Annotated in this window: 23 protein-coding genes; 12 read left to right on the top strand and 11 right to left on the bottom strand. The window is 62.2% G+C overall.

Features of this window, described 5'->3' with window-relative positions; translation table 11 throughout:
• Nucleotides 1-20: 20 nt before the first annotated feature.
• From gfa to hrcA, 3 genes are all read right to left on the bottom strand, one after another.
• Nucleotides 21-605, bottom strand: a complete 585-nt coding sequence (gfa, locus tag EOJ32_RS02150) for an S-(hydroxymethyl)glutathione synthase (RefSeq protein WP_127899255.1) — start codon at nucleotides 603-605, stop codon at nucleotides 21-23.
• Between the two features lie 107 nt (nucleotides 606-712).
• On the bottom strand, nucleotides 713-1,243 hold the full coding sequence (locus EOJ32_RS02145) for a nucleotide exchange factor GrpE (protein WP_045981894.1): 531 nt from the start codon (nucleotides 1,241-1,243) through the stop codon (nucleotides 713-715).
• 6 nt (nucleotides 1,244-1,249) lie between these two features.
• Nucleotides 1,250-2,305, bottom strand: coding sequence for a heat-inducible transcriptional repressor HrcA (gene hrcA / locus EOJ32_RS02140; RefSeq protein ID WP_045981895.1), 1,056 nt, complete (start codon nucleotides 2,303-2,305; stop codon nucleotides 1,250-1,252).
• A gap of 86 nt (nucleotides 2,306-2,391) precedes the next feature.
• Between hrcA and rph the strand changes: the two genes are divergently transcribed.
• Genes rph through EOJ32_RS02115 form a run of 5 tightly spaced genes read left to right on the top strand, consistent with a single transcriptional unit; the run spans nucleotide 2,392 to nucleotide 5,600 of the window.
• Nucleotides 2,392-3,105, top strand: a complete 714-nt coding sequence (gene rph / locus EOJ32_RS02135; RefSeq protein ID WP_045981896.1) for a ribonuclease PH — start codon at nucleotides 2,392-2,394, stop codon at nucleotides 3,103-3,105.
• Complete coding sequence (locus tag EOJ32_RS02130; protein WP_045981897.1) at nucleotides 3,102-3,710, top strand: non-canonical purine NTP pyrophosphatase; 609 nt, start codon at nucleotides 3,102-3,104, stop codon at nucleotides 3,708-3,710. The genes rph and EOJ32_RS02130 overlap by 4 nt, the downstream gene beginning before the upstream one ends.
• Complete coding sequence (locus EOJ32_RS02125) at nucleotides 3,703-4,077, top strand: RidA family protein (RefSeq protein ID WP_127897540.1); 375 nt, start codon at nucleotides 3,703-3,705, stop codon at nucleotides 4,075-4,077. The genes EOJ32_RS02130 and EOJ32_RS02125 overlap by 8 nt, the downstream gene beginning before the upstream one ends.
• Nucleotides 4,074-5,240: a radical SAM family heme chaperone HemW gene (gene hemW / locus EOJ32_RS02120; RefSeq protein ID WP_127897539.1), complete on the top strand. Its 1,167-nt coding sequence runs from the start codon at nucleotides 4,074-4,076 to the stop codon at nucleotides 5,238-5,240. Before EOJ32_RS02125 ends, hemW begins: the two co-directional genes overlap by 4 nt.
• Nucleotides 5,241-5,255: 15 nt before the next feature.
• Nucleotides 5,256-5,600: a YbaN family protein gene (locus EOJ32_RS02115; protein WP_127897538.1), complete on the top strand. Its 345-nt coding sequence runs from the start codon at nucleotides 5,256-5,258 to the stop codon at nucleotides 5,598-5,600.
• A gap of 42 nt (nucleotides 5,601-5,642) precedes the next feature.
• Here the strand turns inward: EOJ32_RS02115 and EOJ32_RS02110 are convergent, their stop codons facing one another.
• The 7 genes from EOJ32_RS02110 to EOJ32_RS02080 all read right to left on the bottom strand — a co-directional run bounded on the left by EOJ32_RS02110 (nucleotide 5,643) and on the right by EOJ32_RS02080 (nucleotide 12,894).
• Nucleotides 5,643-6,536 (bottom strand): ParB/RepB/Spo0J family partition protein, encoded by an 894-nt coding sequence (locus tag EOJ32_RS02110; protein ID WP_045981901.1) that lies wholly within the window; start codon nucleotides 6,534-6,536, stop codon nucleotides 5,643-5,645.
• Nucleotides 6,536-7,321, bottom strand: coding sequence for a ParA family protein (locus EOJ32_RS02105; protein ID WP_127897537.1), 786 nt, complete (start codon nucleotides 7,319-7,321; stop codon nucleotides 6,536-6,538). Before EOJ32_RS02105 ends, EOJ32_RS02110 begins: the two co-directional genes overlap by 1 nt.
• On the bottom strand, nucleotides 7,314-7,904 hold the full coding sequence (rsmG, locus tag EOJ32_RS02100) for a 16S rRNA (guanine(527)-N(7))-methyltransferase RsmG (protein WP_127897536.1): 591 nt from the start codon (nucleotides 7,902-7,904) through the stop codon (nucleotides 7,314-7,316). Before rsmG ends, EOJ32_RS02105 begins: the two co-directional genes overlap by 8 nt.
• Nucleotides 7,901-9,760, bottom strand: a complete 1,860-nt coding sequence (gene mnmG, locus EOJ32_RS02095) for a tRNA uridine-5-carboxymethylaminomethyl(34) synthesis enzyme MnmG (RefSeq protein ID WP_127897535.1) — start codon at nucleotides 9,758-9,760, stop codon at nucleotides 7,901-7,903. The genes rsmG and mnmG overlap by 4 nt, the downstream gene beginning before the upstream one ends.
• A gap of 12 nt (nucleotides 9,761-9,772) precedes the next feature.
• Nucleotides 9,773-11,038 (bottom strand): tRNA uridine-5-carboxymethylaminomethyl(34) synthesis GTPase MnmE, encoded by a 1,266-nt coding sequence (gene mnmE / locus EOJ32_RS02090; RefSeq protein ID WP_127897534.1) that lies wholly within the window; start codon nucleotides 11,036-11,038, stop codon nucleotides 9,773-9,775.
• Between the two features lie 10 nt (nucleotides 11,039-11,048).
• Complete coding sequence (gene rho / locus EOJ32_RS02085) at nucleotides 11,049-12,320, bottom strand: transcription termination factor Rho (RefSeq protein WP_045981904.1); 1,272 nt, start codon at nucleotides 12,318-12,320, stop codon at nucleotides 11,049-11,051.
• Nucleotides 12,321-12,447: 127 nt separating this feature from the next.
• Nucleotides 12,448-12,894, bottom strand: coding sequence for a CopD family protein (locus EOJ32_RS02080; protein ID WP_127897533.1), 447 nt, complete (start codon nucleotides 12,892-12,894; stop codon nucleotides 12,448-12,450).
• A 493-nt stretch (nucleotides 12,895-13,387) separates the two neighbouring features.
• Here EOJ32_RS02080 and EOJ32_RS02075 point away from each other — a divergent pair, with 493 nt between their 5' ends.
• From EOJ32_RS02075 to EOJ32_RS02060, 4 genes are read left to right on the top strand one after another with little or no spacing between them, the layout of a single operon-like run.
• Nucleotides 13,388-14,242 carry a shikimate dehydrogenase gene (locus EOJ32_RS02075; protein WP_127899254.1) on the top strand — a complete coding sequence of 285 codons (855 nt, stop codon included), beginning with the start codon at nucleotides 13,388-13,390 and terminating at the stop codon, nucleotides 14,240-14,242.
• Nucleotides 14,239-14,826 (top strand): dephospho-CoA kinase, encoded by a 588-nt coding sequence (gene coaE / locus EOJ32_RS02070; protein ID WP_127897532.1) that lies wholly within the window; start codon nucleotides 14,239-14,241, stop codon nucleotides 14,824-14,826. Before EOJ32_RS02075 ends, coaE begins: the two co-directional genes overlap by 4 nt.
• A complete protein-coding gene (gene dnaQ / locus EOJ32_RS02065) occupies nucleotides 14,819-15,526 on the top strand; it encodes a DNA polymerase III subunit epsilon (RefSeq protein WP_127897531.1) in 708 nt (235 codons plus the stop codon). Before coaE ends, dnaQ begins: the two co-directional genes overlap by 8 nt.
• Nucleotides 15,527-15,586: 60 nt before the next feature.
• Nucleotides 15,587-16,477: a YihY/virulence factor BrkB family protein gene (locus EOJ32_RS02060; protein ID WP_232303326.1), complete on the top strand. Its 891-nt coding sequence runs from the start codon at nucleotides 15,587-15,589 to the stop codon at nucleotides 16,475-16,477.
• A 37-nt stretch (nucleotides 16,478-16,514) separates the two neighbouring features.
• Here the strand turns inward: EOJ32_RS02060 and EOJ32_RS02055 are convergent, their stop codons facing one another.
• Complete coding sequence (locus tag EOJ32_RS02055; RefSeq protein WP_127897530.1) at nucleotides 16,515-17,318, bottom strand: response regulator; 804 nt, start codon at nucleotides 17,316-17,318, stop codon at nucleotides 16,515-16,517.
• 131 nt (nucleotides 17,319-17,449) lie between these two features.
• On the opposite strand from EOJ32_RS02055, the gene EOJ32_RS02050 reads away from it, so the two are divergent.
• From EOJ32_RS02050 to EOJ32_RS02040, 3 genes are all read left to right on the top strand, one after another.
• Nucleotides 17,450-17,560 carry a NepR family anti-sigma factor gene (locus EOJ32_RS02050; RefSeq protein WP_231558891.1) on the top strand — a complete coding sequence of 37 codons (111 nt, stop codon included), beginning with the start codon at nucleotides 17,450-17,452 and terminating at the stop codon, nucleotides 17,558-17,560.
• Nucleotides 17,561-17,615: 55 nt separating this feature from the next.
• The gene (locus EOJ32_RS02045) at nucleotides 17,616-18,182 is read left to right on the top strand and encodes an RNA polymerase sigma factor (RefSeq protein ID WP_045981909.1); all 567 of its coding nucleotides are present in this window, start codon (nucleotides 17,616-17,618) and stop codon (nucleotides 18,180-18,182) included.
• 76 nt (nucleotides 18,183-18,258) lie between these two features.
• Nucleotides 18,259-19,983 (top strand): sensor histidine kinase, encoded by a 1,725-nt coding sequence (locus EOJ32_RS02040; RefSeq protein WP_240542476.1) that lies wholly within the window; start codon nucleotides 18,259-18,261, stop codon nucleotides 19,981-19,983.
• The last annotated feature ends 45 nt before the right edge of the window (nucleotides 19,984-20,028 follow it).

The raw sequence follows: 20,028 nt of genomic DNA, 5'->3' as shown, positions 1-20,028 counted from the left end.
CAGTCTAATGCGCATCCCCGTCAAGCGGGCAGCGCACCGGAGCGCTTGGCGATGCTGGTGGCGATCGCGTCCATCAACGGCGGGGACAGTGCGTCATAGGGCTCCAGCCCCAGTTCGCGCAGGCGCGAACGAATGCCGTCCATGCGGCTTGGTTCGACCCCCGATTCGATGACGGAGCTGACGAATGCCGCGAATTCCGGCGCCGACCAACCCTGCTCCCCCGACAGTTCGGTATGCACGAAGTCCAGCCCATAGAACGGATGGTCCTTGTTCTCGATCCGGCCGTACATGTGCACGCCGCACTCGCGGCAGCGGTGGCGCTGGATGGCGGCACCAGCGTCCACGACCTCCAGTTTGTCGGCGCCCTCCAGGACTTCGACGGAATCGCGGGACACCACGGCGATCTGGCTGAACACCGCATCGTCGGGTTTCCAGCACTTGGTGCAGCCGCAGACATGGTTGTGGGCGGTCTGCGCGCTGACCCGGACCTTGACCGGGTTGGTCGCGCAGTTACACGTCAGGACCCCGCCCGAGAAGCCCGGGCTGCCTTTCGCGATGCCGTGATCGACGGCAGGGTGGATATGCACCCCCTGAGTGCTGGTCATCATCCCCTCCTCTGGCTGACCGGTGTGACCAAGCGTCGCGCCATCGGGAACATTCGGCAAGTCAGCGGAAGGTAGCAGCCCGGCCCGCGGACCGGGCTGCGAATCGGTCAGCTGGCGGGGGTCGAGGACACGCCGACCTTGGCCGGGCGCAGCAGGCGATCGTGCAGCATGAAGCCGTTATCCATCACCTGGATAATGTGGCCCGCGACGGTGCCGGGGACCGCGGCCTCGAACATCGCCTCGTGGTGGGTGGGGTCGAACTTGTCGCCGGCCTCGGGGCGGATGATGGTCACGCCGTGCTTGGTGAACACGTTGGACAGCTCGCGCAGGGTCAGTTCGACCCCCTCGATCAGGGCGGCGGCGGCGGTGCGCTGCTCCTCTCCCGCGGCGTCCAGCGCGCGGGTCAGGGCGTCATGCACGGGCAGCAGATCGCGTGCCAGGCGCGATCCGCCGTAATTCTCGGCGTCGCGGCGGTCCTTGTCGGCCCGCTTGCGCGAGTTTTCGGCATCGGCCAACGCGCGCATCCACTTGTCGCGCAGCTCGTCGCGCTCGGCGGTCAGCTGGGCCAGCGCGTCATCGGGCTCTGCCAGGGGGTCATCCATGAATTCGTCCATGGGCTGTTCGTTCTGCTCGGTCATTTCACTTCATCCTTTCCGGCCGGACAGCACCCGCCCGACCAGCTGCGCGGTATAATCGACGATCGGCACGATCCGGCCGTAATTCAGCCGGGTCGGCCCGATGACACCCACCGCACCCACAATTTTCCGGTCGGCATTCATATAGGGTGAAACCACCAGAGCGGAACCCGAAAGTGAAAAAAGCTTATTCTCGGAGCCGATGAAAATGCGCACACCCTCGCCCCGTTCGGTCAGTTCCAGGAACTCGACGATGTCGCGCTTGCGTTCCAGGTCGTCGAACAGCACGCGGATGCGGTCCAGGTCGGCGGCCTCGCGGTCCAGCAGGTTCGCGCGTCCCCGCACGATCAGGCGCGGGTCGGTGGCCTCGGCGCCCCACAGCGCGATGCCCGATTCCACCAGCTCTGCGGCCAGCACGTCCAGTTCGCGCCTGCGGGCGTTGATCTGCTGGGACAGATGGCCGCGCAGTTCGGCCAATGTCTTGCCCTCGGCCATGGCGTTCAGGAAATTGCCGGCCTCGCGCATCGATGACGGGGTCTGGCCGGGCGGGGGGGTAAAGATGCGGTTCTCGACATGGCCGTCGGCAAAGACCAGAACCACCAGCGCCCGATCCGGACCCAGGCTGACGAATTCGATATGGCGGATCGGCGCTTCGTGCTTGGGCATCAGGACCAGCGACGCGCCGCGCGTGATCGAGGACAGCGCCGTGCTGACACGGTCCAGCAGCACCCCGGTCTCGGGGTCGTCATTGCCAAGCGTCTGGTCGATGGCGGCACGGTCGGTCGAATTGACGGCATCGATCTCCATCATGCCGTCGACGAACAGGCGCAGGCCCATCTGCGACGGCAGGCGCCCTGCGGATGCATGCGGGCTGTCTAGCAGGCCCATGAATTCCAGGTCCTGCATCACGTTTCGGATGGTCGCGGCGCTGACCTTTTCGGACAGCGCGCGGGTCAGGGTGCGAGAGCCCACCGGCTCTCCGGTCTCCAGATAGGATTCGACGACCCGGCGAAACACCTCGCGGGACCGGTCGTTCATCTCGTGCAGCAGCGATTCCTGGTTCATGCGCCCCGTCTTGTGACCCTCGGTGGGGTTGCGTGATGGTGCCCCCGGACGGTATGGGCATCCTAACCTCACGAAAAGGAACAGTCATGCGCCCGTCCGGCCGGAATCTAGCCCAAATGCGTCCGATTTCAATTGAAACCGGGGTGATGCGCCACGCCGAGGGGTCCTGTCTGATCCGGTGCGGCGACACGCATGTCCTGTGCACCGCCACCATCGAGGACAACCCGCCGCGTTTCCTGAAAGGCACCGGCCTGGGCTGGGTCACGGCCGAATACGGCATGCTGCCACGCGCCACGAACACGCGCAACCGCCGTGAGGCAGCCCAGGGCAAGCAGTCGGGCCGCACGCAGGAGATCCAGCGCCTGATCGGCCGCAGCCTGCGCGCGGGCATCGACCGCAGCGTCCTGGGCGAACGCCAGATCAGCATCGACTGCGACGTGATCCAAGCGGACGGCGGCACGCGCTGTGCGTCCATCACCGGGGGCTGGGTGGCGCTGCGGCTGGCGGTGAACAAGCTGCTGAAGGCCGGCGCGATCTCCAGCGACCCGATCCTGGACCACGTGGCGGCCGTCAGCTGCGGCATCTATGCGGGTCAGCCGCTTCTGGACCTGGACTATGCCGAGGACAGCGAGGCCGGGACCGACGGCAACTTCGTGCTGACCGGTGCGGGCCGCCTGATCGAGGTGCAGATGTCGGCCGAAGGCGCGACCTTCTCGCGCGACGAGATGGGACGTCTGCTGGACCTGGCCGAGGCCGGGATGGCCGATCTGGTCGCCGCGCAGAAGGCGGCCGTGGCATGAGGCAGTTCACCGACAAGCGGCTGCTGGTCGCGACGCACAACGCCGGCAAGCTCGACGAGATGCGCGCCCTGCTGGCGCCCTATGGCGTCGAGGTGGTCGGCGCGGCCCAGATGGGTCTGGCCGAACCCGCCGAAACCGAGGACAGCTTCGTCGGCAATGCCCGCATCAAGGCACGCGCCGCCATGCAGGCGACCGGCCTGCCCGTCCTGTCGGACGACAGCGGCATCTGCGTCGATGCCCTGGGCGGCGCGCCGGGCGTCCAGACCGCGGACTGGGCCGAAACGCCCCAGGGCCGCGATTTCGCCATGGCCATGGAGCGCACCTGGCGCGAATTGGAGGCCGTGGACGCCCCTGCCCCGCGTCGTGCGCAGTTCCGCTGCACGCTGGTGCTGATGTGGCCCGACGGCCACGAGGAGGTGTTCGAGGGCGTTCTGCCGGGCCAGGTCGTCTGGCCGCCGCGCGGGGCCGAGGGTCACGGCTATGACCCGATCTTCCAGCCCGACGGACACCCCGTCACCCTTGGAGAGATGCCCGCCAAGACCAAAAACAGCCTCAGCCATCGCGCCCGCGCCGTGTCGCGCATGATCGAGGCCTGCTTTGCATAGGCTGACCACCGGATCGCCCTTCGAAGCGCGGCTGGCCTACAGCCGCGCCGTGGTCAAGGGCGACTGGTGCTTCGTGTCGGGCGTCACCGGTTACGACTATGCCGACATGACCATGCCGGAGGATCCCTGCCAGCAGGCGCGCAACTGTTTCACGACGATCTTCTCGGTGCTGAAGCAGGCGGGTTTTGCGCCCGCCGACATCGTTCGGGTGCAGTACACGATCACCGATGCTGCGCTGGTCGACGTCATCGCCCCTGCCCTGTCCGATGCGCTTGGCGACATCCGGCCTGCGGCCACGATGGTGGTCGCGGGCCTGATCCGGCCCGAGATGCGCGTCGAGATCGAAGTCACGGCGTTCCGCGGATGACGGTCGCGGGCGAGGATTGGCGTGCCGGGGGGTTCGGCCTTTATGTGCATTGGCCCTTCTGCGCGGCCAAGTGCCCCTATTGCGATTTCAACAGCCATGTCGTGGCCCATGTCGATCAGCGCCGATGGGCAGACGCCCTGTCCGCCGAGATCGTGCGCCTTGCCGCCGAAACGCCGGACCGGCATCTGGGCAGCATCTTCTTTGGCGGCGGTACCCCATCGCTGATGCTGCCCGAGACGGTCGATGCGGTGATCCGCGCCGCCCAGGCCGGGTGGGGCTTTGCCAACGATATCGAGATATCGCTGGAAGCCAATCCGACCAGCGTCGAAAAGGGCCGCTTTCGCGGATTTGCCGATGCGGGTGTGAACCGCCTGTCGATGGGGATACAGGCACTGAACGACACCGACCTGCACCGGCTTGGCCGCATGCATTCCGTGGCCGAGGCGCGCACGGCATTCGACGTCGCGCGCAGCGTCTTCGACAGGGTCAGTTTCGACCTGATCTATGCCAGACAGGGCCAGGATAGCACCGCTTGGCGGGCGGAACTGCGCGAGGCGCTGTCCATGGCCGTAGATCATCTGTCGTTGTATCAGCTGACGATCGAGCCCGGCACGGCGTTTGGCGCACGGGCCGAGGCGGGCAAGCTGCGCGACCTGCCCGATGACGACCTGTCGGCCGACATGTATTTCGACACCCAGGACCTGTGCGAGGCTGCCGGCATGGGATGCTATGAGATTTCGAACCACGCCCGCCCCGGCGCGCAGAGCCGTCACAATCTGGTCTATTGGCGCCAGGGGGACTGGGCGGCCGTTGGGCCCGGTGCGCATGGTCGGCTGACCCTGCCCAACGGACGCATGGCGACCGAGGCGCATCGCATGCCCGGAGCCTGGATTCAGGCGGTGGAAACAACCGGAACCGGAGAGGTGCCGCGCGACGCCATTCCCGCGCATGAGCAGGCAACCGAGTACCTGTTGATGTCCCTGCGCCTGACCGAAGGCCTGGAGGAAGCGCGCTATGCAGCCCTGTCCGGCAAGCCCCTGGAGGAGCATGCGGTGACGTCATTGATCGATATGGGGATGATCGACCGCCGTGATGGGCGCATCCAGGCAACTGCGCAGGGCCGGCCGGTGCTGAACGCGATTCTGCGCGAACTGGCGGCCTGACCGGTGCGGCGGCGGATGTGGCTGGTCTTGGGGTGGCTGTTTGCCTTGTGCGGGATCATCGGTGTCGCCTTGCCGGTGGTGCCCACGGTCCCCTTCCTTCTGGTGGCCGCGTGGGCCTTTGCACGATCCTCTCCGACATTGGAGCGTCGGATCCTGGATCACCCCACCTACGGACCACCCGTGCGTGCGTGGCAGGAACGTGGTGTCGTCGGGCGATTGGCCAAGATCTGGGCCATCACCGCAATGAGCTCCGGGGTCGGCATTTCGTGGTGGATGGGGATGCCGCCTTGGGTTGTCGCGACTCAGGCGGCGATCTGTGGGCTGGTCGCGCTATTTCTTGTAACGCGGCCCAGCCAATAATCAGGATTTGGCAGTAATTTTCTTACCATAAACTATATATGGTCAGCGATTGCCTCCAAGAAGCTGGCACAGCTGATCCAGTTGGTCCAGATCACGATAGGTGATCGTCAACTGCCCCCCGTCTGCACCGCCATGTGAAATCTGCACGCGCATCTTCAGATGAGCACCCAGATCTGCCTCCAGCGCCTTGGTATCGGCATCCTTTGCAGCGCTTCGCGAGGCCTTGCGCGGCTTTTCACCGCCGTCCTGCGACAGCTTTCGCACCATCTCTTCGGTATCACGGACCGACAGGCCTTTTTCACTGACTCTACGGGCCAACTGCGCGGCGTTGGGAGCCGTGATCAAGGCGCGGGCGTGCCCCGCACTGAGCTTGCCGTCCTTGACCATATCCTGGACAGAATCGGGTAATGACAACAGCCTAAGAAGGTTTGCGATGTGACTGCGGCTCTTGTTCAGCGCTTCGGCCAATTTTTCCTGCGTATGACCGAAACGGTCCATCAGTTGCCGGAACGATGCCGCTTCTTCGATCGCATTCAGGTCGGCACGCTGAATGTTCTCGATAATGGCGACTTCAAGAACCTCGGTATCCGACATGTCGCGGATGATGACCGGCATCTCATGCAGTTGCGCCATTTGGCCCGCACGCCAGCGCCGTTCGCCCGCGACGATCTGATAGAGATCCTTGTCCTGTGGGTGGGGACGCACGATAAGGGGCTGAAGCACACCGCGCTGCCGCAAGGAGGCGGCAAGCTCCTGTAACGCGTCCGGATCGAAGGTCCGACGCGGCTGGTCAGGATTAGCGGTGATCTGCTCGATCGGGAGCATCATGCGGTCTCGCGATTGCGCGGGACCTGCGCTGTCGCCAAGGTCCATGTCGGCCATCAATGCGGACAGACCCCGGCCAAGGCCACGTTTCGCAATTTTGCTGTCCGACATCACGCAATCTCCGGGATCAGTTTCAGGCGCGCCGTGAATTCGGTCGCGAATTGACGATAGGCGTGGCTGCCCTTTGACGACGGATCATAGATCAACACCGGCTGCGCATGTGACGGGGCCTCGGACACGCGGACGTTTCTGGGAATGACCGTGGGATAGACAAGATCGCCAAGCGTCTCGCGCGCGTCTGCCTCCACCTGCTGCGATAAGTTGTTCCGATAATCGGACATCGTGAGAAGAATGCCATTGATGCGGAGCTTGGGATTGGCGCCTTGGCGGACCTGCTTCACCGTACCCAGCAATTGCGACAAACCCTCCAAGGCATAGAATTCCGCCTGAAGCGGAACAAGAACACTGGACGCCGCAACCATCGCATTAACCGTCAACAGACCCAAGGCCGGCGGACAGTCGATCAGCACGATCGTTCCATGTGGTGCATCAGATAGCTGGCGTTCCAAAAGACGCGTGCGATCAGCAACTTGGGACAGTTGTACATCGGCAGACGCAAGATCGGATGTCGATGGGACAACCCGCAGGTTCGGAACCGCAGTGTCGACGGCTGCAGTCATGAGATTCGCATCGCCGGTCAAAAGGTCATAGACCGTGAAATCACGGTCTTCGGTCCCAATCCCCAGTCCCGTTGACGCATTTCCTTGAGGGTCCAGGTCAACAAGTATCGTCGGATAGCCTGCTTGCGCCAAAGCAGCACCCAAATTAACAGCGGTCGTCGTCTTGCCAACGCCGCCCTTCTGGTTCGCGATTGCCACAATATGCTGTTCAGGCATGCGAGACTCCGGTAATTTTTAGGATGGCTGCGTCTGGATCTGTTTTACTTGGAAAGTTGGTAACGTCAAATCGCCATTCCTTCCTTGCTTCGTCGCATTCCGCTTTCCACGAACGGCCTTTCAGGAATATTGCGGTGCCGTCCTGGTGCATATGCCTTCGGACCATCGAAAGAAGGACCGACAATGGTGCAAGCGCGCGGGCAGAAACAAAGTTTGCGGCGAGTGGGGGTACATTTTCTATACGACCTGTCAGGATCGATACATTTTGCAACGATAACTCTCGAATGACGGTGCGCAAAAACGCCGACTTCCGCTGATCGCTTTCAACTAAGGACACTGTCAGCGGGGCCTTCTGAGCATATATAGAGACAACTATGCCAGGAAGCCCGGCGCCGCTTCCAAGGTCTACCCAATTCCCTTCCGGAAATTGTACGTGATCGAAGATCTGAATGCTGTCCTGAATATGCCTTGAGTTGAACTCCGGAAGTGTCGAAGGCGCAATCAAGTTTATTTTCGCATTCCATTTCCGTACGAGAGCTTCGTATGCGGTAAGCCTCTCATGTGTTTCACGTGAAACGATCATGCAGTACGACGCACGCTTGTCTTCGAAGCGACGATTAATAGCGTCAACGCTGCTGGCGTCATTCCTTCAATCTTTGAAGCCTCGAACACCGTCTTAGGTCGACGATCCGAAAGCTTTCCACGCAATTCAGACGAGAGACCACCCAAGCCGCTGTAGTCAATATCAGGGTCGAGAGATGTAGCCTCATTAGCTCTGATTAATTCAGCATCTTTGTTTTGCCGACCAGTATATTGCTCATACAAAGCATCGTTCCGCAGCTGCACCAATGTTTCACTGGAGACAGCAGCCAGTTCAGGAACAATATCTGCGAGTTTGTCCGGATTGATATCGCTATGACCGAGCAAGCTAAAGACAGTCCTTCTTTGGCCGTCCCTTGAGACGTGGAATCCGGCATTGTTCAGATCATTTGATGATAAGAAAACAGAACTAAGACGATCGCGTGCGTAAGTGTATTTCGATTGACGCGCCTGAAACGACACAGACCGTTCATTCGAAATGCACCCTATCTCTATTGCCATCGGGGTAAGACGTTGATCTGCATTGTCCGCCCGCAAGGTCAATCTGAACTCGGCGCGGGATGTAAACATGCGATAAGGTTCTGTCACGCCTCTAGTGACCAGATCATCGATCATCACACCGATATAGCTGTTTGTCCGGCTAAAGGTCACAGGTGCCTTGTCCGCCGCCTTAAGCGCGGCATTCAAGCCAGCAACGAGTCCTTGGGCAGCTGCTTCCTCGTATCCTGTCGTTCCGTTAATTTGACCTGCCAAGAACAGGCCACGAACTGATCTGACTGCGAGCGTCGTATCTAGGGACGTAGGGTCGATATAATCATACTCGACCGCATACCCTGGCTGAGTGATCTCCGCGTTCTCCATCCCCCGGATGGACCGAACATAAGCTAGCTGCACATCCTCAGGCAGAGAAGTTGAAATGCCGTTCGGGTAAACGATATCGCTATCCAATCCCTCCGGCTCCAGAAATACCTGGTGGGAATCTTTGTCGGCAAAGCGAATTATTTTATCCTCTATAGAGGGGCAATATCTGGGTCCGCGACCACTGATGTGACCGCCATACATCGCAGATTTCTGAATATTATCGTTGATGATTCGATGTGTCGTCGCATTTGTATGTGTGATCTTGCAATCGATCTGCTGAACTAACGACGCGGCAGGAAGATAAGAGAAGGTGACCGGCGTTTCGTCACCTGGTTGAGATTCAAGAATATCCCAATCGATTGACGATTTTCTGATCCGCGGCGGCGTTCCAGTTTTCAGCCGACCCAGTGGCAGGGCAAACTTGGCAAGGCTTTCACCAAGCCTGCTTGCCGCCCTATCCCCCCAACGACCGGCAGGACGGCTGACGTCGCCAATATGTATCATGCCATTGAGGAACGTGCCTGTTGTCAAGACAACCGATTTAGAACGCACGTCTCTTCCGTCGGATAGGCTTACACCTTCGACAACTTTTGCATCGCCAAGAAATTCAACAGCCTCGCCGAACACGATATCAACGCCAACGTAGCTGGAGATAAGCTCCCAAGCGGCGGCGCGATAAAGATCTCTATCCATCTGAGCCCTAGGCCCTTGAACTGCAGGCCCCTTTCGACGATTCAGAAGTCTAAACTGAATGCCGGCTTGATCAGCCAGCCGTCCCATCACACCGTCCATCGCGTCGACTTCGCGGACCAGATGACCTTTACCAAGTCCACCGATAGCAGGATTGCAGGATAACGTACCGATGTCCTCGCGGCGCATGGTGATCAGGGCTACGGTTGCACCGAGGCGCGCCGCAGCGGTAGCTGCTTCCAAGCCTGCGTGCCCCCCACCGATGACTGCGACGTCGTAATGTTTCACGTGAAACAACTCCTACTTGCCGATGCAAAACGACGAAAAGATAACATCAAGATAGTCGTCCGCACCGATTCTTCCAAGTAAACGATCTAACGATGCTGCAGATAGACGAAGCTTCTCCGCAATAAGTTCTGCGGGCACTCCCCCTACACCTTCAACTGCCTCAAGTGCGGTAATGATTTCTAAACGCTGCCGCTCATGACTGATCAGACCTGCAGATGAAACACGGTCTCTCAGTATTTCACCAATTATACCAAGCATTTTGTCAATACCATGCCCGGTCACTGCGGATAGTGTCAGATCAGCGTCACTTTCATGGATGTCCGCATGGCTGACCGCAATGACATCATCAGGGTGCCAAAGTTCCTGTACGATATCCCCGTCACGCGAAAGATGGATACGCAGATCAGCACTTTTCGCGCGATTCAATGCGCGGTCTATCCCAATCCTCTCAACAGCATCCTCGGATTCCCGCAAACCTGCCGTATCAAGAAACGTCACGGGCAACCCGTTCAGATCGAACTTGAGTTCAATCACATCTCTTGTCGTTCCCTCCCGATCAGATACGATCGCTACATCTCTCTGGGCCAACCTGTTCAGGAGACTCGATTTTCCGGCATTTGGCGGTCCGATGATAGCGACTTCGAACCCCATCCTGATCCGTTCGGCCGATGAGAATCCTGCCAACTCGCGCTGCAGCGCTTCGCGCAGTTCTGCAATTGCTTCGAAAACCCGATTGGGAACCTCATCAGGAACGTCTTCGTCCGCGAAATCAACACTGACCTCGACCAAGGCGCCAGCTTCGATCAGAAGTTGCCGCCAATCCAACGCCTTTTGGGCCAGTTCGCCGCTCGCAGTGCGCAAGGCCAACTTACGCTGAGCCTCGGTCTCTGCTGCAAGGAGATCACCCAGCCCCTCGATTTCGGCAAGATCCATCCGGCCGTTCAGAAAGGCTCGCCGTGTGAACTCGCCGGCTTCCGCTGGTCTGGCACCCATGGACAGCAGCGCTGACCCTACCCGTCGTGAAATCACAGGTGCACCATGCAGATGCAATTCTGCCACTTCGTCGCCGGTAAAACTCTGACCCTCTGGGAACCACATTGCCAGAACCTGGTCGATCGGCTCGTCGTCGTGCCTCAAGGTCCGAAAATACGCATGACGCGCGTCAGGCATTTGGCCGACAAGACGCTCGGCAGTCAGCCGAGCATTCGTGCCGCTCAGACGGATGACAGAAACTCCCCCCCGCCCGAGCGGGGTGGCTTCTGCAAAGATCAGGTCCATGGCTGCCTCGTCAGGCGTTCATCGAGTCGAAGAACTCGGCGTTGCTCTTGGTCTGTTTCATCTTGGAAATCAGGAACTCAACGGCGTCAGTCGTGCCCATCGGATTCAGGATGCGACGCAGCAGATAAGTCTTCTGAAGGTCCTTGCTGTCGACCAGCAGTTCCTCTTTCCGCGTACCGGATTTCAGGATGTCCATGGCCGGGAAGACGCGCTTGTCTGCAACCTTGCGGTCCAGGACGATCTCGCTGTTGCCCGTACCCTTGAACTCCTCGAAAATCACTTCGTCCATGCGCGATCCGGTGTCGATCAGCGCCGTGGCGATGATCGTCAGACTTCCGCCTTCCTCGATATTGCGTGCCGCGCCGAAGAACCGCTTGGGTCGCTGCAATGCATTCGCATCGACACCACCGGTCAGCACCTTGCCCGAGCTGGGGACAACGGTGTTGAACGCTCTACCAAGTCTTGTGATAGAGTCCAAAAGAATCACAACATCTCGCTTGTGCTCGACCAGACGCTTTGCCTTTTCGATGACCATCTCGGACACAGCAACGTGGCGGCTGGCCGGTTCGTCGAAGGTCGAGGACACGACCTCGCCGCGCACGCTGCGCTGCATGTCCGTCACTTCCTCGGGGCGCTCGTCGATCAGCAGGACGATCAGATAGCATTCCGGATGGTTCTTCTCGATCGAATGGGCGATGTTCTGCAGCAGAACCGTCTTGCCCGTCCGCGGCGGTGCCACGATCAGCGACCGCTGACCCTTGCCGATCGGCGCCACCAGATCGATGATCCGGGCACTGCGATCCTTCACAGTGGGATCCTCGATCTCCATGTTCAGGCGTTCGTCCGGGTAAAGCGGCGTCAGGTTGTCGAATGCGACCTTGTGGCGGGCCTTTTCCGGCTCTTCAAAGTTGATCTTTTCGACCTTCGTCAGCGCAAAATACCGTTCGTTGTCACCAGGCGCACGGATGACGCCGTCCACCGTGTCGCCCGTACGCAGCGAATGCTGACGGATCATGTCCGGGCTGACATAGATGTCGTCCGGTCCGGGCAGATAGTTCGCCTCGGTCGACCGCAAAAAGCCGAAGCCGTCCTGAACGACCTCCAGCACGCCTTCGCCGCCGATCTCCCAGCCCTCCTCGGCATGCTCCTTGAGGATCGAGAACATCATCTCGCCCTTGCGCATGGTCGAGGCGTTCTCGATCTCCCACTCCTCGGCCATCGACAGCAGGTCGGCGGGGCTCTTTGCCTTGAGGTCGGACAGATTCAGGCGTTCTTCGGTCATTCTGATGCAAACTTTCAGCCGCGCGACGTATCGGACGGAGCAGACAGGCGTTCAAGGGAATCCCGTACCGGACGGCCGGGGTTGGGGCGCAAATAAGGCCGCGCCGGTCACGAGTCAATCTTTTCGATCAGAACTTGACGATCACGGCGGTCACGATCCCCACCATCAGCAGGGTCGGCACCTCGTTCATCATCCGATAGGACCGCCCGGCAAGGGCCATTCCGGCCGACAGATGCCGCCGTTCGTGCGCGCACCACATGTGAAACACGCTCATCGCGATCACGCAGGCCGCCTTGACCCACGGCCAGGTCATGTCCCAGCTGACGATGCCCGGCGTCATCACCAGGGCCAACCCGCTGATCCACGTGGCGATCATCGCCGGGTTCATGATCAGCCGCAGCAGCTTCTGTTCCATGATCATGAAGCTTGCGACCGGTTCGGCCGATTCCCTACTGCGTTCGGCGTGATAGACGAACAGCCTGGGCAGGTAGAACAGGCCCGCCATCCACGAAATGACGGCCATGACGTGGAACGCCTTCACATAGGGATAAATCAGGGCCAGTCCGTCGATCATCGCGAAACCTCTCTTCGGTCTTCTCTTAAATAAGAAAGATAAAGAAAGGAATGTTGTTGAAGTAGGGCCTGTGGATAGCAGGAATTGGACTCTGTTCACCGGGATTTCCTCAGAATCGGGCGTTGTGGACAAGCATGTGCGAAAGCGGCAAGCCGACCTGAAAACTGTTTGTAAACAAAGCGATCATATGTGGATAACTTTGCGGATAATGATTTGGCCGCTGATTCCTCCACAGGCCGCCCGATCGGGCCGCCCGATTCGTCCCCCTGTGGAAAACGCCCTGCTGTTTCTGCTTTGTTCCAAGGGCAAATCAGGACAGGCAGGGGATTGACGCGGGTTGCCACCAACCCCGGCGCCGATTCCTCCGAAGATTTGTCCACAGCGTGCCTGCCCCGATCCGCCACGGATATGCCGCCAGATGCCGACAGGGGCTTTCGTCACGCCGTCCGTGTGCCTAGTCTGCACTGAAAGACGCCATGTGATGATCAAGCCGATGCAAGACGACCCGCCCGCCAGCCAGATCACCCACGCGCCCCTGGCCGGCGTGATCGGCATGCCCATCGCGCATTCGCGCTCTCCGCGCCTGCACGGACATTGGTTGGCCCGCTATGGCCTGCCCGGCCATTACGTGCCGATCCCGGTAATGCCCGAACATCTGGCCGAGGTTCTGCGCATCCTGCCGCGTGCCGGTTTCGTCGGTGCCAATGTCACCATTCCCCACAAGGAGGCGGTCCTGACGCTGGCTGACACGGTCACGGATCGCGCGGCCCTGATCGGTGCCGCCAACACGCTGATCTTTCGCCCCGACGGCAAGATCCATGCCGACAATACCGACGGCTATGGCTTCATCGCGAACCTGCGGCAGAACGAACCCGACTGGCAGCCCGATCTGGGCCCCGCCGCGGTGATCGGTGCGGGGGGTGCGGCACGGGCGGTGGTCGCCTCCCTGCTGGACAGCGGCGTCAAGGAGTTGCGCATCGCCAACCGGACGCGGCTGCGGGCGGAACAGATCAAGGCAGAGTTCGGGGCGCGCCTGGTCGTCTATGACTGGGCCCAGGTCGGCAACATGCTGGAAGGCGCATCCACCGTCGTCAACGCCACCTCGCTTGGGATGGATGGAAAGCAGCCGCTGCGGGTGCCGCTGGACGCGCTGTCGCCCGGTGCCTTGGTCACAGACCTGGTCTATACCCCGCTGATGACCCCCTTCCTGACCGAGGCGCAGGCCCGCGGATGCCGCGTGGTCGATGGTCTGGGAATGCTGCTGCACCAGGCGGCCCCAGGCTTTGAACGTTGGTTCGGCCAGCGCCCCGATGTCGACGACGAGGCGCGGCGGGTCGCGCTGGAATGACCTTTCGTCTTGGCCTGACCGGCAGCATCGGCATGGGCAAATCCACCACGGCACAGATGTTCCGCGATCTTGGTCACCCGGTCTGGGACGCGGATCAGGCCGTCCATCGCCTGTATGCCCCGGGCGGATTGGCCGTGGCGCCGGTCGCCGCCGCCTTTCCCGCAGCCCTAAGCCAAGACGGAATCGACCGGGGCGCGCTGAAGACCGCGCTTGCCACCGACCCTGCCGCACTGGCGCGGCTGGAGGGGATCGTCCACCCCCTGGTCGCACGGGACAGGCAGGATTTCCTGGCGCGACATGTGGGCGCACCCCTGGTCGTCCTGGACATCCCCCTGCTGTTCGAAAGCGCGCATCCCCCCGATCTGGACGGGGTCGCGGTGGTGTCCACCGATCCCGCCACTCAGGCGGCCCGCGTGCTTGCGCGTCCGGGCATGACGCGCGATACGCTGGCCATGATCCTGGCGCGCCAGATGCCCGACGTGGACAAGCGTGCGCGCGCCGACTGGATCATTCCGACCGACAGCCTGGATGGCGCCCGTGCCGCCGTCGCCCGCATCGTGAACGAGGTTGCCCCCCATGCGTGAGATCGTCCTGGACACCGAAACCACCGGCTTCGATGCCGAGGGTGCCGACCGCATCGTCGAGATCGGCGCGCTGGAGCTGATGAACCACCTGCCCACCGGGCGCACCTTCCACGTCTACATCAACCCCGAACGGTCGATGCCCAAGGAGGCGTTCGACGTCCACGGCCTAGGCGACGACTTTCTGCGCGACAAGCCGAAATTCGCGGCGATCGTCAGTGATTTCATGGACTTCATCGCCGACGACGCCAAGCTGGTGATCCACAATGCCAGCTTCGACATGAAGTTCCTGAACGCCGAACTGAAACGCGCGGGGCACAAGCCGCTGCCATGGTCGCGGGCGCTGGACACGCTGATGCTGGCACGCGAAAAGTTTCCCGGATCGCCCGCGACGCTGGATGCGCTGTGCCGCCGCTTCGGCGTGGACAATTCGGGTCGCGAGCTGCACGGCGCCTTGCTGGACAGCGAACTGCTGGCCGAGGTCTATCTGGAACTGATCGGTGGCCGCCAGCCTGACCTGGTCCTGGACAAGCCCGGTGCACAGGACGACGCTGCCCGTAGCCCCGATGGCCAGATGCGCCCGCGCGCCGCGCGTCCCCGCCCCCTGCCGCCCCGCCTGACCCCGGACGAGGCGCAGGCCCATGCCCAATTCGTGGCCAAGCTGGGCGAGGATTCGGTCTGGGCGCGCTTCGCCACGACCTGACGGCGGTCTTGCGCGGGCCGGTTTCGCGGACCATGCTGACGAAAAGGGATGCGGGGCGGGATGCTGGACTGGCTGCGGGATCTGGGATCATTCTGGGGTGCCATCTTCGAACGGATGGACAAGACCCACATGACGCTGATCGCGGCGGGCGTCGCGTTCTATGCGATGTTCGCGGTGTTTCCCGGACTGGCCGCGATCATCGCGCTGTGGAGCCTGTGGTTCGACCCGATGGTCGTCCTGACCTATCTGGACGTCGCGCATGAATTCCTGCCGGACGGCGCGTCCGACATCGTCGACGACCAGGTGACCACGCTGACGCAAAATGGCCAGACATCGGTCGGGTGGACGTCGTTCGTGTCGTTCATGATCGCCACCGTCGCGGCGCGGGCGGGGGTGGACGCCCTGATCCGCGGCTTGAACGCCGCCTATGGGGTGCGGGCGCATTCGACGATCTTCGGCTTCGTGCTGGCCTATGCGCTGACATTGGTGATCGTCGGGATCTCCCTTGCAGGGCTGGCGACGATCGTCGTGGTGCCGGTGCTGCTGAACTTCCTGGTCTTTGCGCCCGTGCGGGCATCGCTGCTGACGGTGCTGCCTTGGGCGGGGATGTTCCTGCTGGTGATCGTGACCATCGGGGTGCTGTATCGCTACGGTCCCAACGTCAAGACGCCGCGCACCCCGATCTTCACCTGGGGGGCGCTGTTCGCGGCCGTGCTATGGTCGGCGGGGTCGATCGCGTTTTCCGCCTATCTAGGCAGCTTCAACAGCTATAACCGCATCTACGGCTCGATCGGGACCGTGGTGGCGCTGCTGATGTGGTTCTATCTGGCGGGGTTCTCGGTGCTGCTAGGCGCGCTGATCAATGTCGAACTGGCGCGGCGTCGCCGGATGCGGGCGGCACGCGAGGCACGGCGCGGCTTTGACGAACTGCTGGCAGAGAAGGCAAAGTGAAAGGGGCGCCCGGTCCGGGGCGCCCCTGTCCTTATCCTCAGGCGTTCAGGCCCTCGGTCGAGGCGAAGAACATCGCCTGGCTGACCGCCGAACGCACCTGCTCCTCGCTGTAGGGCTTGGAGATCAGGAAGGCCGGCTCCGGTCGGTCGCCCGTCAGCAAGCGTTCCGGGAAGGCGGTGATGAAGATCACAGGGATGTCGCCCATGCTGCCCAGCAGCTCGTTGACGGCGTCGACGCCCGACGATCCGTCGGCCAGCTGGATGTCGGCCAGGATCAGGTCGGGACGGTACTTGCCGGCCAGTTCGATCGCGGCGGTGTGGGTACGGGCGACGCCGGTGACGTCGTGGCCCATCGCCTGGACGATGCCCTTCAGGTCCATCGCGATGATCATCTCATCCTCGATGACCATGACCTTGCCGCGCAGCGCCTGGCCCATCTCGTTCAGGGCGATCTGGACCAGTTCCTCCGCCTCGGCAGCCTCGATCTGCATCACACGGGCGATCTGGTCGGCGCGCAGCTCCTCGATCGTGCGCAGCAACAGGGCCTCGCGCGAGTTTGGCGTCAGGCCGCGCAGATGGCCTTGGGCCCGGCGTTCACGTTCGGACATCTCGGCATCGTCCACCGGCTGGCCCGAGCTTTGCCAGATCACGTGGAACGTCTTGAACAGCGCGATGCGCAGGTCGTCTTCGCCGTCCAGAACGCTGCGATCGGTCAGGATCGCCTCCAGCGTGGCGGCTGCATAATTGTCGCCGGCGCGCTGGCTGCCGGTCAGGGCGCGCGCGTAGCGACGCAGAAACGGAAGCTCGCGCCCGATGGATTGGGCCAGATCGGCAACAGTCATTACACAGTCCTCTTAAATCGCGTATTGCAGGGAACCAACTGAACCCCCTATCGGTTGCATGCTGTGCGCACAAGTTTGTCGGGACTGACACGAATATGACACCAAAGCGAGACGACCGCAGGAGAGCGGCTGTGGAAAAACAGATCGATGAGAACCTGAAACGCGTCTATGAGCAGGATGCAACTGACCAGATCCCCGATCGGTTTCTGGAACTGCTGAAGAAGTTGAAGGAACAGGAATGATCCGTTTCCCGGCCCGGCGTTCCTCGATCCCCAAGCTTTCCGGTGTTTCATTTCCATGACCAATTCCCCTTCGGTTCATCCGCGCGACCAGCTGGTCGATCACCTGCCCGCATTGCGGGCCTTTGCGCTGTCGCTGACCCGCGAGGGGGCGTCGGCCGATGATCTGGTGCAGGACACCATCGTCAAGGCGTGGACGAACATGGACAAGTTCCAGGCCGGAACGAACCTGCGCGCCTGGCTGTTCACCATCCTGCGCAACACGTTCTATTCGTCGCGCCGCAAGACCAAGCGTGAGGTCAGCGACAGCGACGGCATCCATGCCGCCCGCCAGGCGACGCGGCCCGACCATGACGGGCGCCTTGCCCTTCGCGACTTCCGCGCGGCCTTCGACAAGCTGCCCGACGAACAGCGCGAGGCACTGATCCTGGTCGGCGCATCGGGCTTTTCCTACGAGGAAGCGGCCGAGATGACCAAGGTCGCCGTCGGCACGGTCAAGTCGCGCGCCAATCGCGGGCGCCGGAAGCTGGCTGAACTGCTGCACCTGGAACAGGGTGAGGAGTTGAGCATGACCGACCAGGCGACCCTGGCCGTCATGGCGCAGAACAACTACAGTTCTCGCTGAGGCGGGCGGTGTGCTGAGGCGGATCACCCAACGGATGGAATTCACGCGGCGTCTCGGGTTTCGGCTCGGGGCGCTGTTGTCCATCGCGATCCTTCCGATCGGCCTGATCTCCCTTGTCCAGAACCTGCACCTGTCGCGCGAGGCGGAACGCAGCGCCGAAATCGCGTTGCTGGGCCGGACCGCATCGGCCGCCGCCGGAGAGCGGGCTTTGCTGCAAAGCGCATTGGGGGCCGCCGACGCCCTGGGCCCCGCGATCCTGGAAAGCGCGGGCCAGCCCGGCATGTGTTCGGATCTGCTGCGCAATTTCGTGCAGCGCAGCGGCACCTATCGCCATGCGGCCTTCGTGCCGGTGGACGGGCGCGTCGAATGCAGTTCCGCCGGGCCGGACGACCCGCAGCTGGACCTTTCGAACAGCGACATGGTCCGCGATTTCATGCGGAACCCGATGACCGCGGTGACCGCCATGGCCCAGGGGCCGGTCAGCCGGGAACCTGTCGTGGTGGTGCTGCAGCCCCTGTATCGCGACCGCGAATTCCTGGGCCTGACCGCCCTGTCCCTGACGCAGGAGCTGCTGCGTTCCACCCATGCGATGGATTTCGGGACCGAAGGTGCGCGTATCCTGACCTTCAACAATTCCGGCCGCGTGCTGATCGCGGATACCAGCCAAGGCGACGACCCGGCCCAGCTGCTGCCCCGCGACGTGCCCCTGGTCAGTTTGCCCGGACAGGGAGAAGCGACCTTTCGCACCCGCGCCAACAGCGGAGAGATGCGCGTCTTCACCGTCGTGCCGGTGGTCCCCGGCCTGGTCTATGCCCTTGGCAGCTGGAGCCCCAGCATCGCCGGCGTCGGGCTGTTCCAGCTGTCGCGCTTTGGCGCGGTCATGCTGCCGGTGGCGCTGTGGGTCGTGTCGCTGGCGGTCGCCTATTTCGCGGTGTTCCGGCTGGTCCTGCGCCACATCACCGTCCTGCGCGGACAGATGCGTCGTTTCGCCATCGGCAATCGTGACAGCCCGCCCCCGGTCCTGGCCGATGCGCCGACCGAGATCGCAGATGTCAGCCAGACCTTTCACAACATGGCCCGCATCCTGATCCGCGACGAAGAGGCGATGGAGCAGGCCGTCGCCGAAAAGACCGTCCTCCTCAAGGAGGTCCATCACCGGGTCAAGAACAACCTTCAGTTGATCGCCTCGATCATCAATATGCAAAGCCGCTTGATCGACGACCGGGACGCCAAGCGCGTGCTACGCTCGGTCCAGGACCGGGTGGCGGCGTTGGCCACGATCTACCGAAACCTGTATCAAGCCGAACAGCTGGATCAGGTCTATGCCAACCGGTTGATCACCGACATCATCGCCCAGCTGACCACCGCATCGGCCAGCGCAGGCCGTCACCTGCAGGTGCAGACCGACATCCAGCCGCTGACGATGCTGCCCGACCAGGCGGTGCCGCTGACCCTGCTGACGACCGAAGCCTTCACCAACGCCATAAAATACGCGGGCAATCCGGCGGATGGCGGCGATCCGTGGGTGCGCGTGTCGTTGACCTCTCCCACGCCGGGGCAGGGCCTTCTGGAGGTGGTGAACTCCACCGGCCCGGACGAGGCCGCGGGCGGCACCGGCTTGGGCAGCCAGCTGATCGAGGCGTTCTCGATGCAGCTGGAAGGCGATGTCACCACCGATTCCCAGCCCGGCGCCTATCGCCTGGCGCTGACCTTCCGGCTTGGCCAGGCCGGTTCCGCGGGCGGTAACAGCCCGCGACAGGTCGTCCTGACATCGGCGGCGCGGGCCGGATCGCGGCATTAGCGCCGCGCCTGCGTGCAATTCTGCGTGGCCCGCTCGCGCCATGCT

This window comes from Paracoccus sp. Arc7-R13 (assembly GCF_004010775.1).
GTDB lineage: Bacteria > Pseudomonadota > Alphaproteobacteria > Rhodobacterales > Rhodobacteraceae > Paracoccus > Paracoccus marcusii.
The sequence above is the reverse complement of the archived record's forward strand: the minus strand, read 5'-3'. Positions and strand labels throughout refer to the sequence as shown.

What these genes read in the sequence shown, in the direction of transcription:
- EOJ32_RS02145 (WP_045981894.1), bottom strand. Translation starts at nt 1,243, where the DNA reads ATGACCGAGCAGAACGAACAGCCCATGGACGAATTCATGGATGACCCC.
- rsmG (WP_127897536.1), bottom strand. Translation starts at nt 7,904, where the DNA reads ATGATCGTTTCACGTGAAACACATGAGAGGCTTACCGCATACGAAGCT.
- coaE (WP_127897532.1), top strand. Translation starts at nt 14,239, where the DNA reads ATGACCTTTCGTCTTGGCCTGACCGGCAGCATCGGCATGGGCAAATCC.
- EOJ32_RS02045 (WP_045981909.1), top strand. Translation starts at nt 17,616, where the DNA reads ATGACCAATTCCCCTTCGGTTCATCCGCGCGACCAGCTGGTCGATCAC.
- rph (WP_045981896.1), top strand. Translation starts at nt 2,392, where the DNA reads ATGCGCCCGTCCGGCCGGAATCTAGCCCAAATGCGTCCGATTTCAATT.
- EOJ32_RS02055 (WP_127897530.1), bottom strand. Translation starts at nt 17,318, where the DNA reads ATGACTGTTGCCGATCTGGCCCAATCCATCGGGCGCGAGCTTCCGTTT.
- dnaQ (WP_127897531.1), top strand. Translation starts at nt 14,819, where the DNA reads ATGCGTGAGATCGTCCTGGACACCGAAACCACCGGCTTCGATGCCGAG.
- EOJ32_RS02110 (WP_045981901.1), bottom strand. Translation starts at nt 6,536, where the DNA reads ATGTCGGACAGCAAAATTGCGAAACGTGGCCTTGGCCGGGGTCTGTCC.
- hrcA (WP_045981895.1), bottom strand. Translation starts at nt 2,305, where the DNA reads ATGAACCAGGAATCGCTGCTGCACGAGATGAACGACCGGTCCCGCGAG.
- EOJ32_RS02060 (WP_232303326.1), top strand. Translation starts at nt 15,587, where the DNA reads ATGCTGGACTGGCTGCGGGATCTGGGATCATTCTGGGGTGCCATCTTC.
- hemW (WP_127897539.1), top strand. Translation starts at nt 4,074, where the DNA reads ATGACGGTCGCGGGCGAGGATTGGCGTGCCGGGGGGTTCGGCCTTTAT.
- rho (WP_045981904.1), bottom strand. Translation starts at nt 12,320, where the DNA reads ATGACCGAAGAACGCCTGAATCTGTCCGACCTCAAGGCAAAGAGCCCC.
- EOJ32_RS02130 (WP_045981897.1), top strand. Translation starts at nt 3,102, where the DNA reads ATGAGGCAGTTCACCGACAAGCGGCTGCTGGTCGCGACGCACAACGCC.
- EOJ32_RS02115 (WP_127897538.1), top strand. Translation starts at nt 5,256, where the DNA reads ATGTGGCTGGTCTTGGGGTGGCTGTTTGCCTTGTGCGGGATCATCGGT.
- EOJ32_RS02075 (WP_127899254.1), top strand. Translation starts at nt 13,388, where the DNA reads ATGCAAGACGACCCGCCCGCCAGCCAGATCACCCACGCGCCCCTGGCC.
- EOJ32_RS02080 (WP_127897533.1), bottom strand. Translation starts at nt 12,894, where the DNA reads ATGATCGACGGACTGGCCCTGATTTATCCCTATGTGAAGGCGTTCCAC.
- gfa (WP_127899255.1), bottom strand. Translation starts at nt 605, where the DNA reads ATGACCAGCACTCAGGGGGTGCATATCCACCCTGCCGTCGATCACGGC.
- EOJ32_RS02105 (WP_127897537.1), bottom strand. Translation starts at nt 7,321, where the DNA reads ATGCCTGAACAGCATATTGTGGCAATCGCGAACCAGAAGGGCGGCGTT.
- mnmE (WP_127897534.1), bottom strand. Translation starts at nt 11,038, where the DNA reads ATGGACCTGATCTTTGCAGAAGCCACCCCGCTCGGGCGGGGGGGAGTT.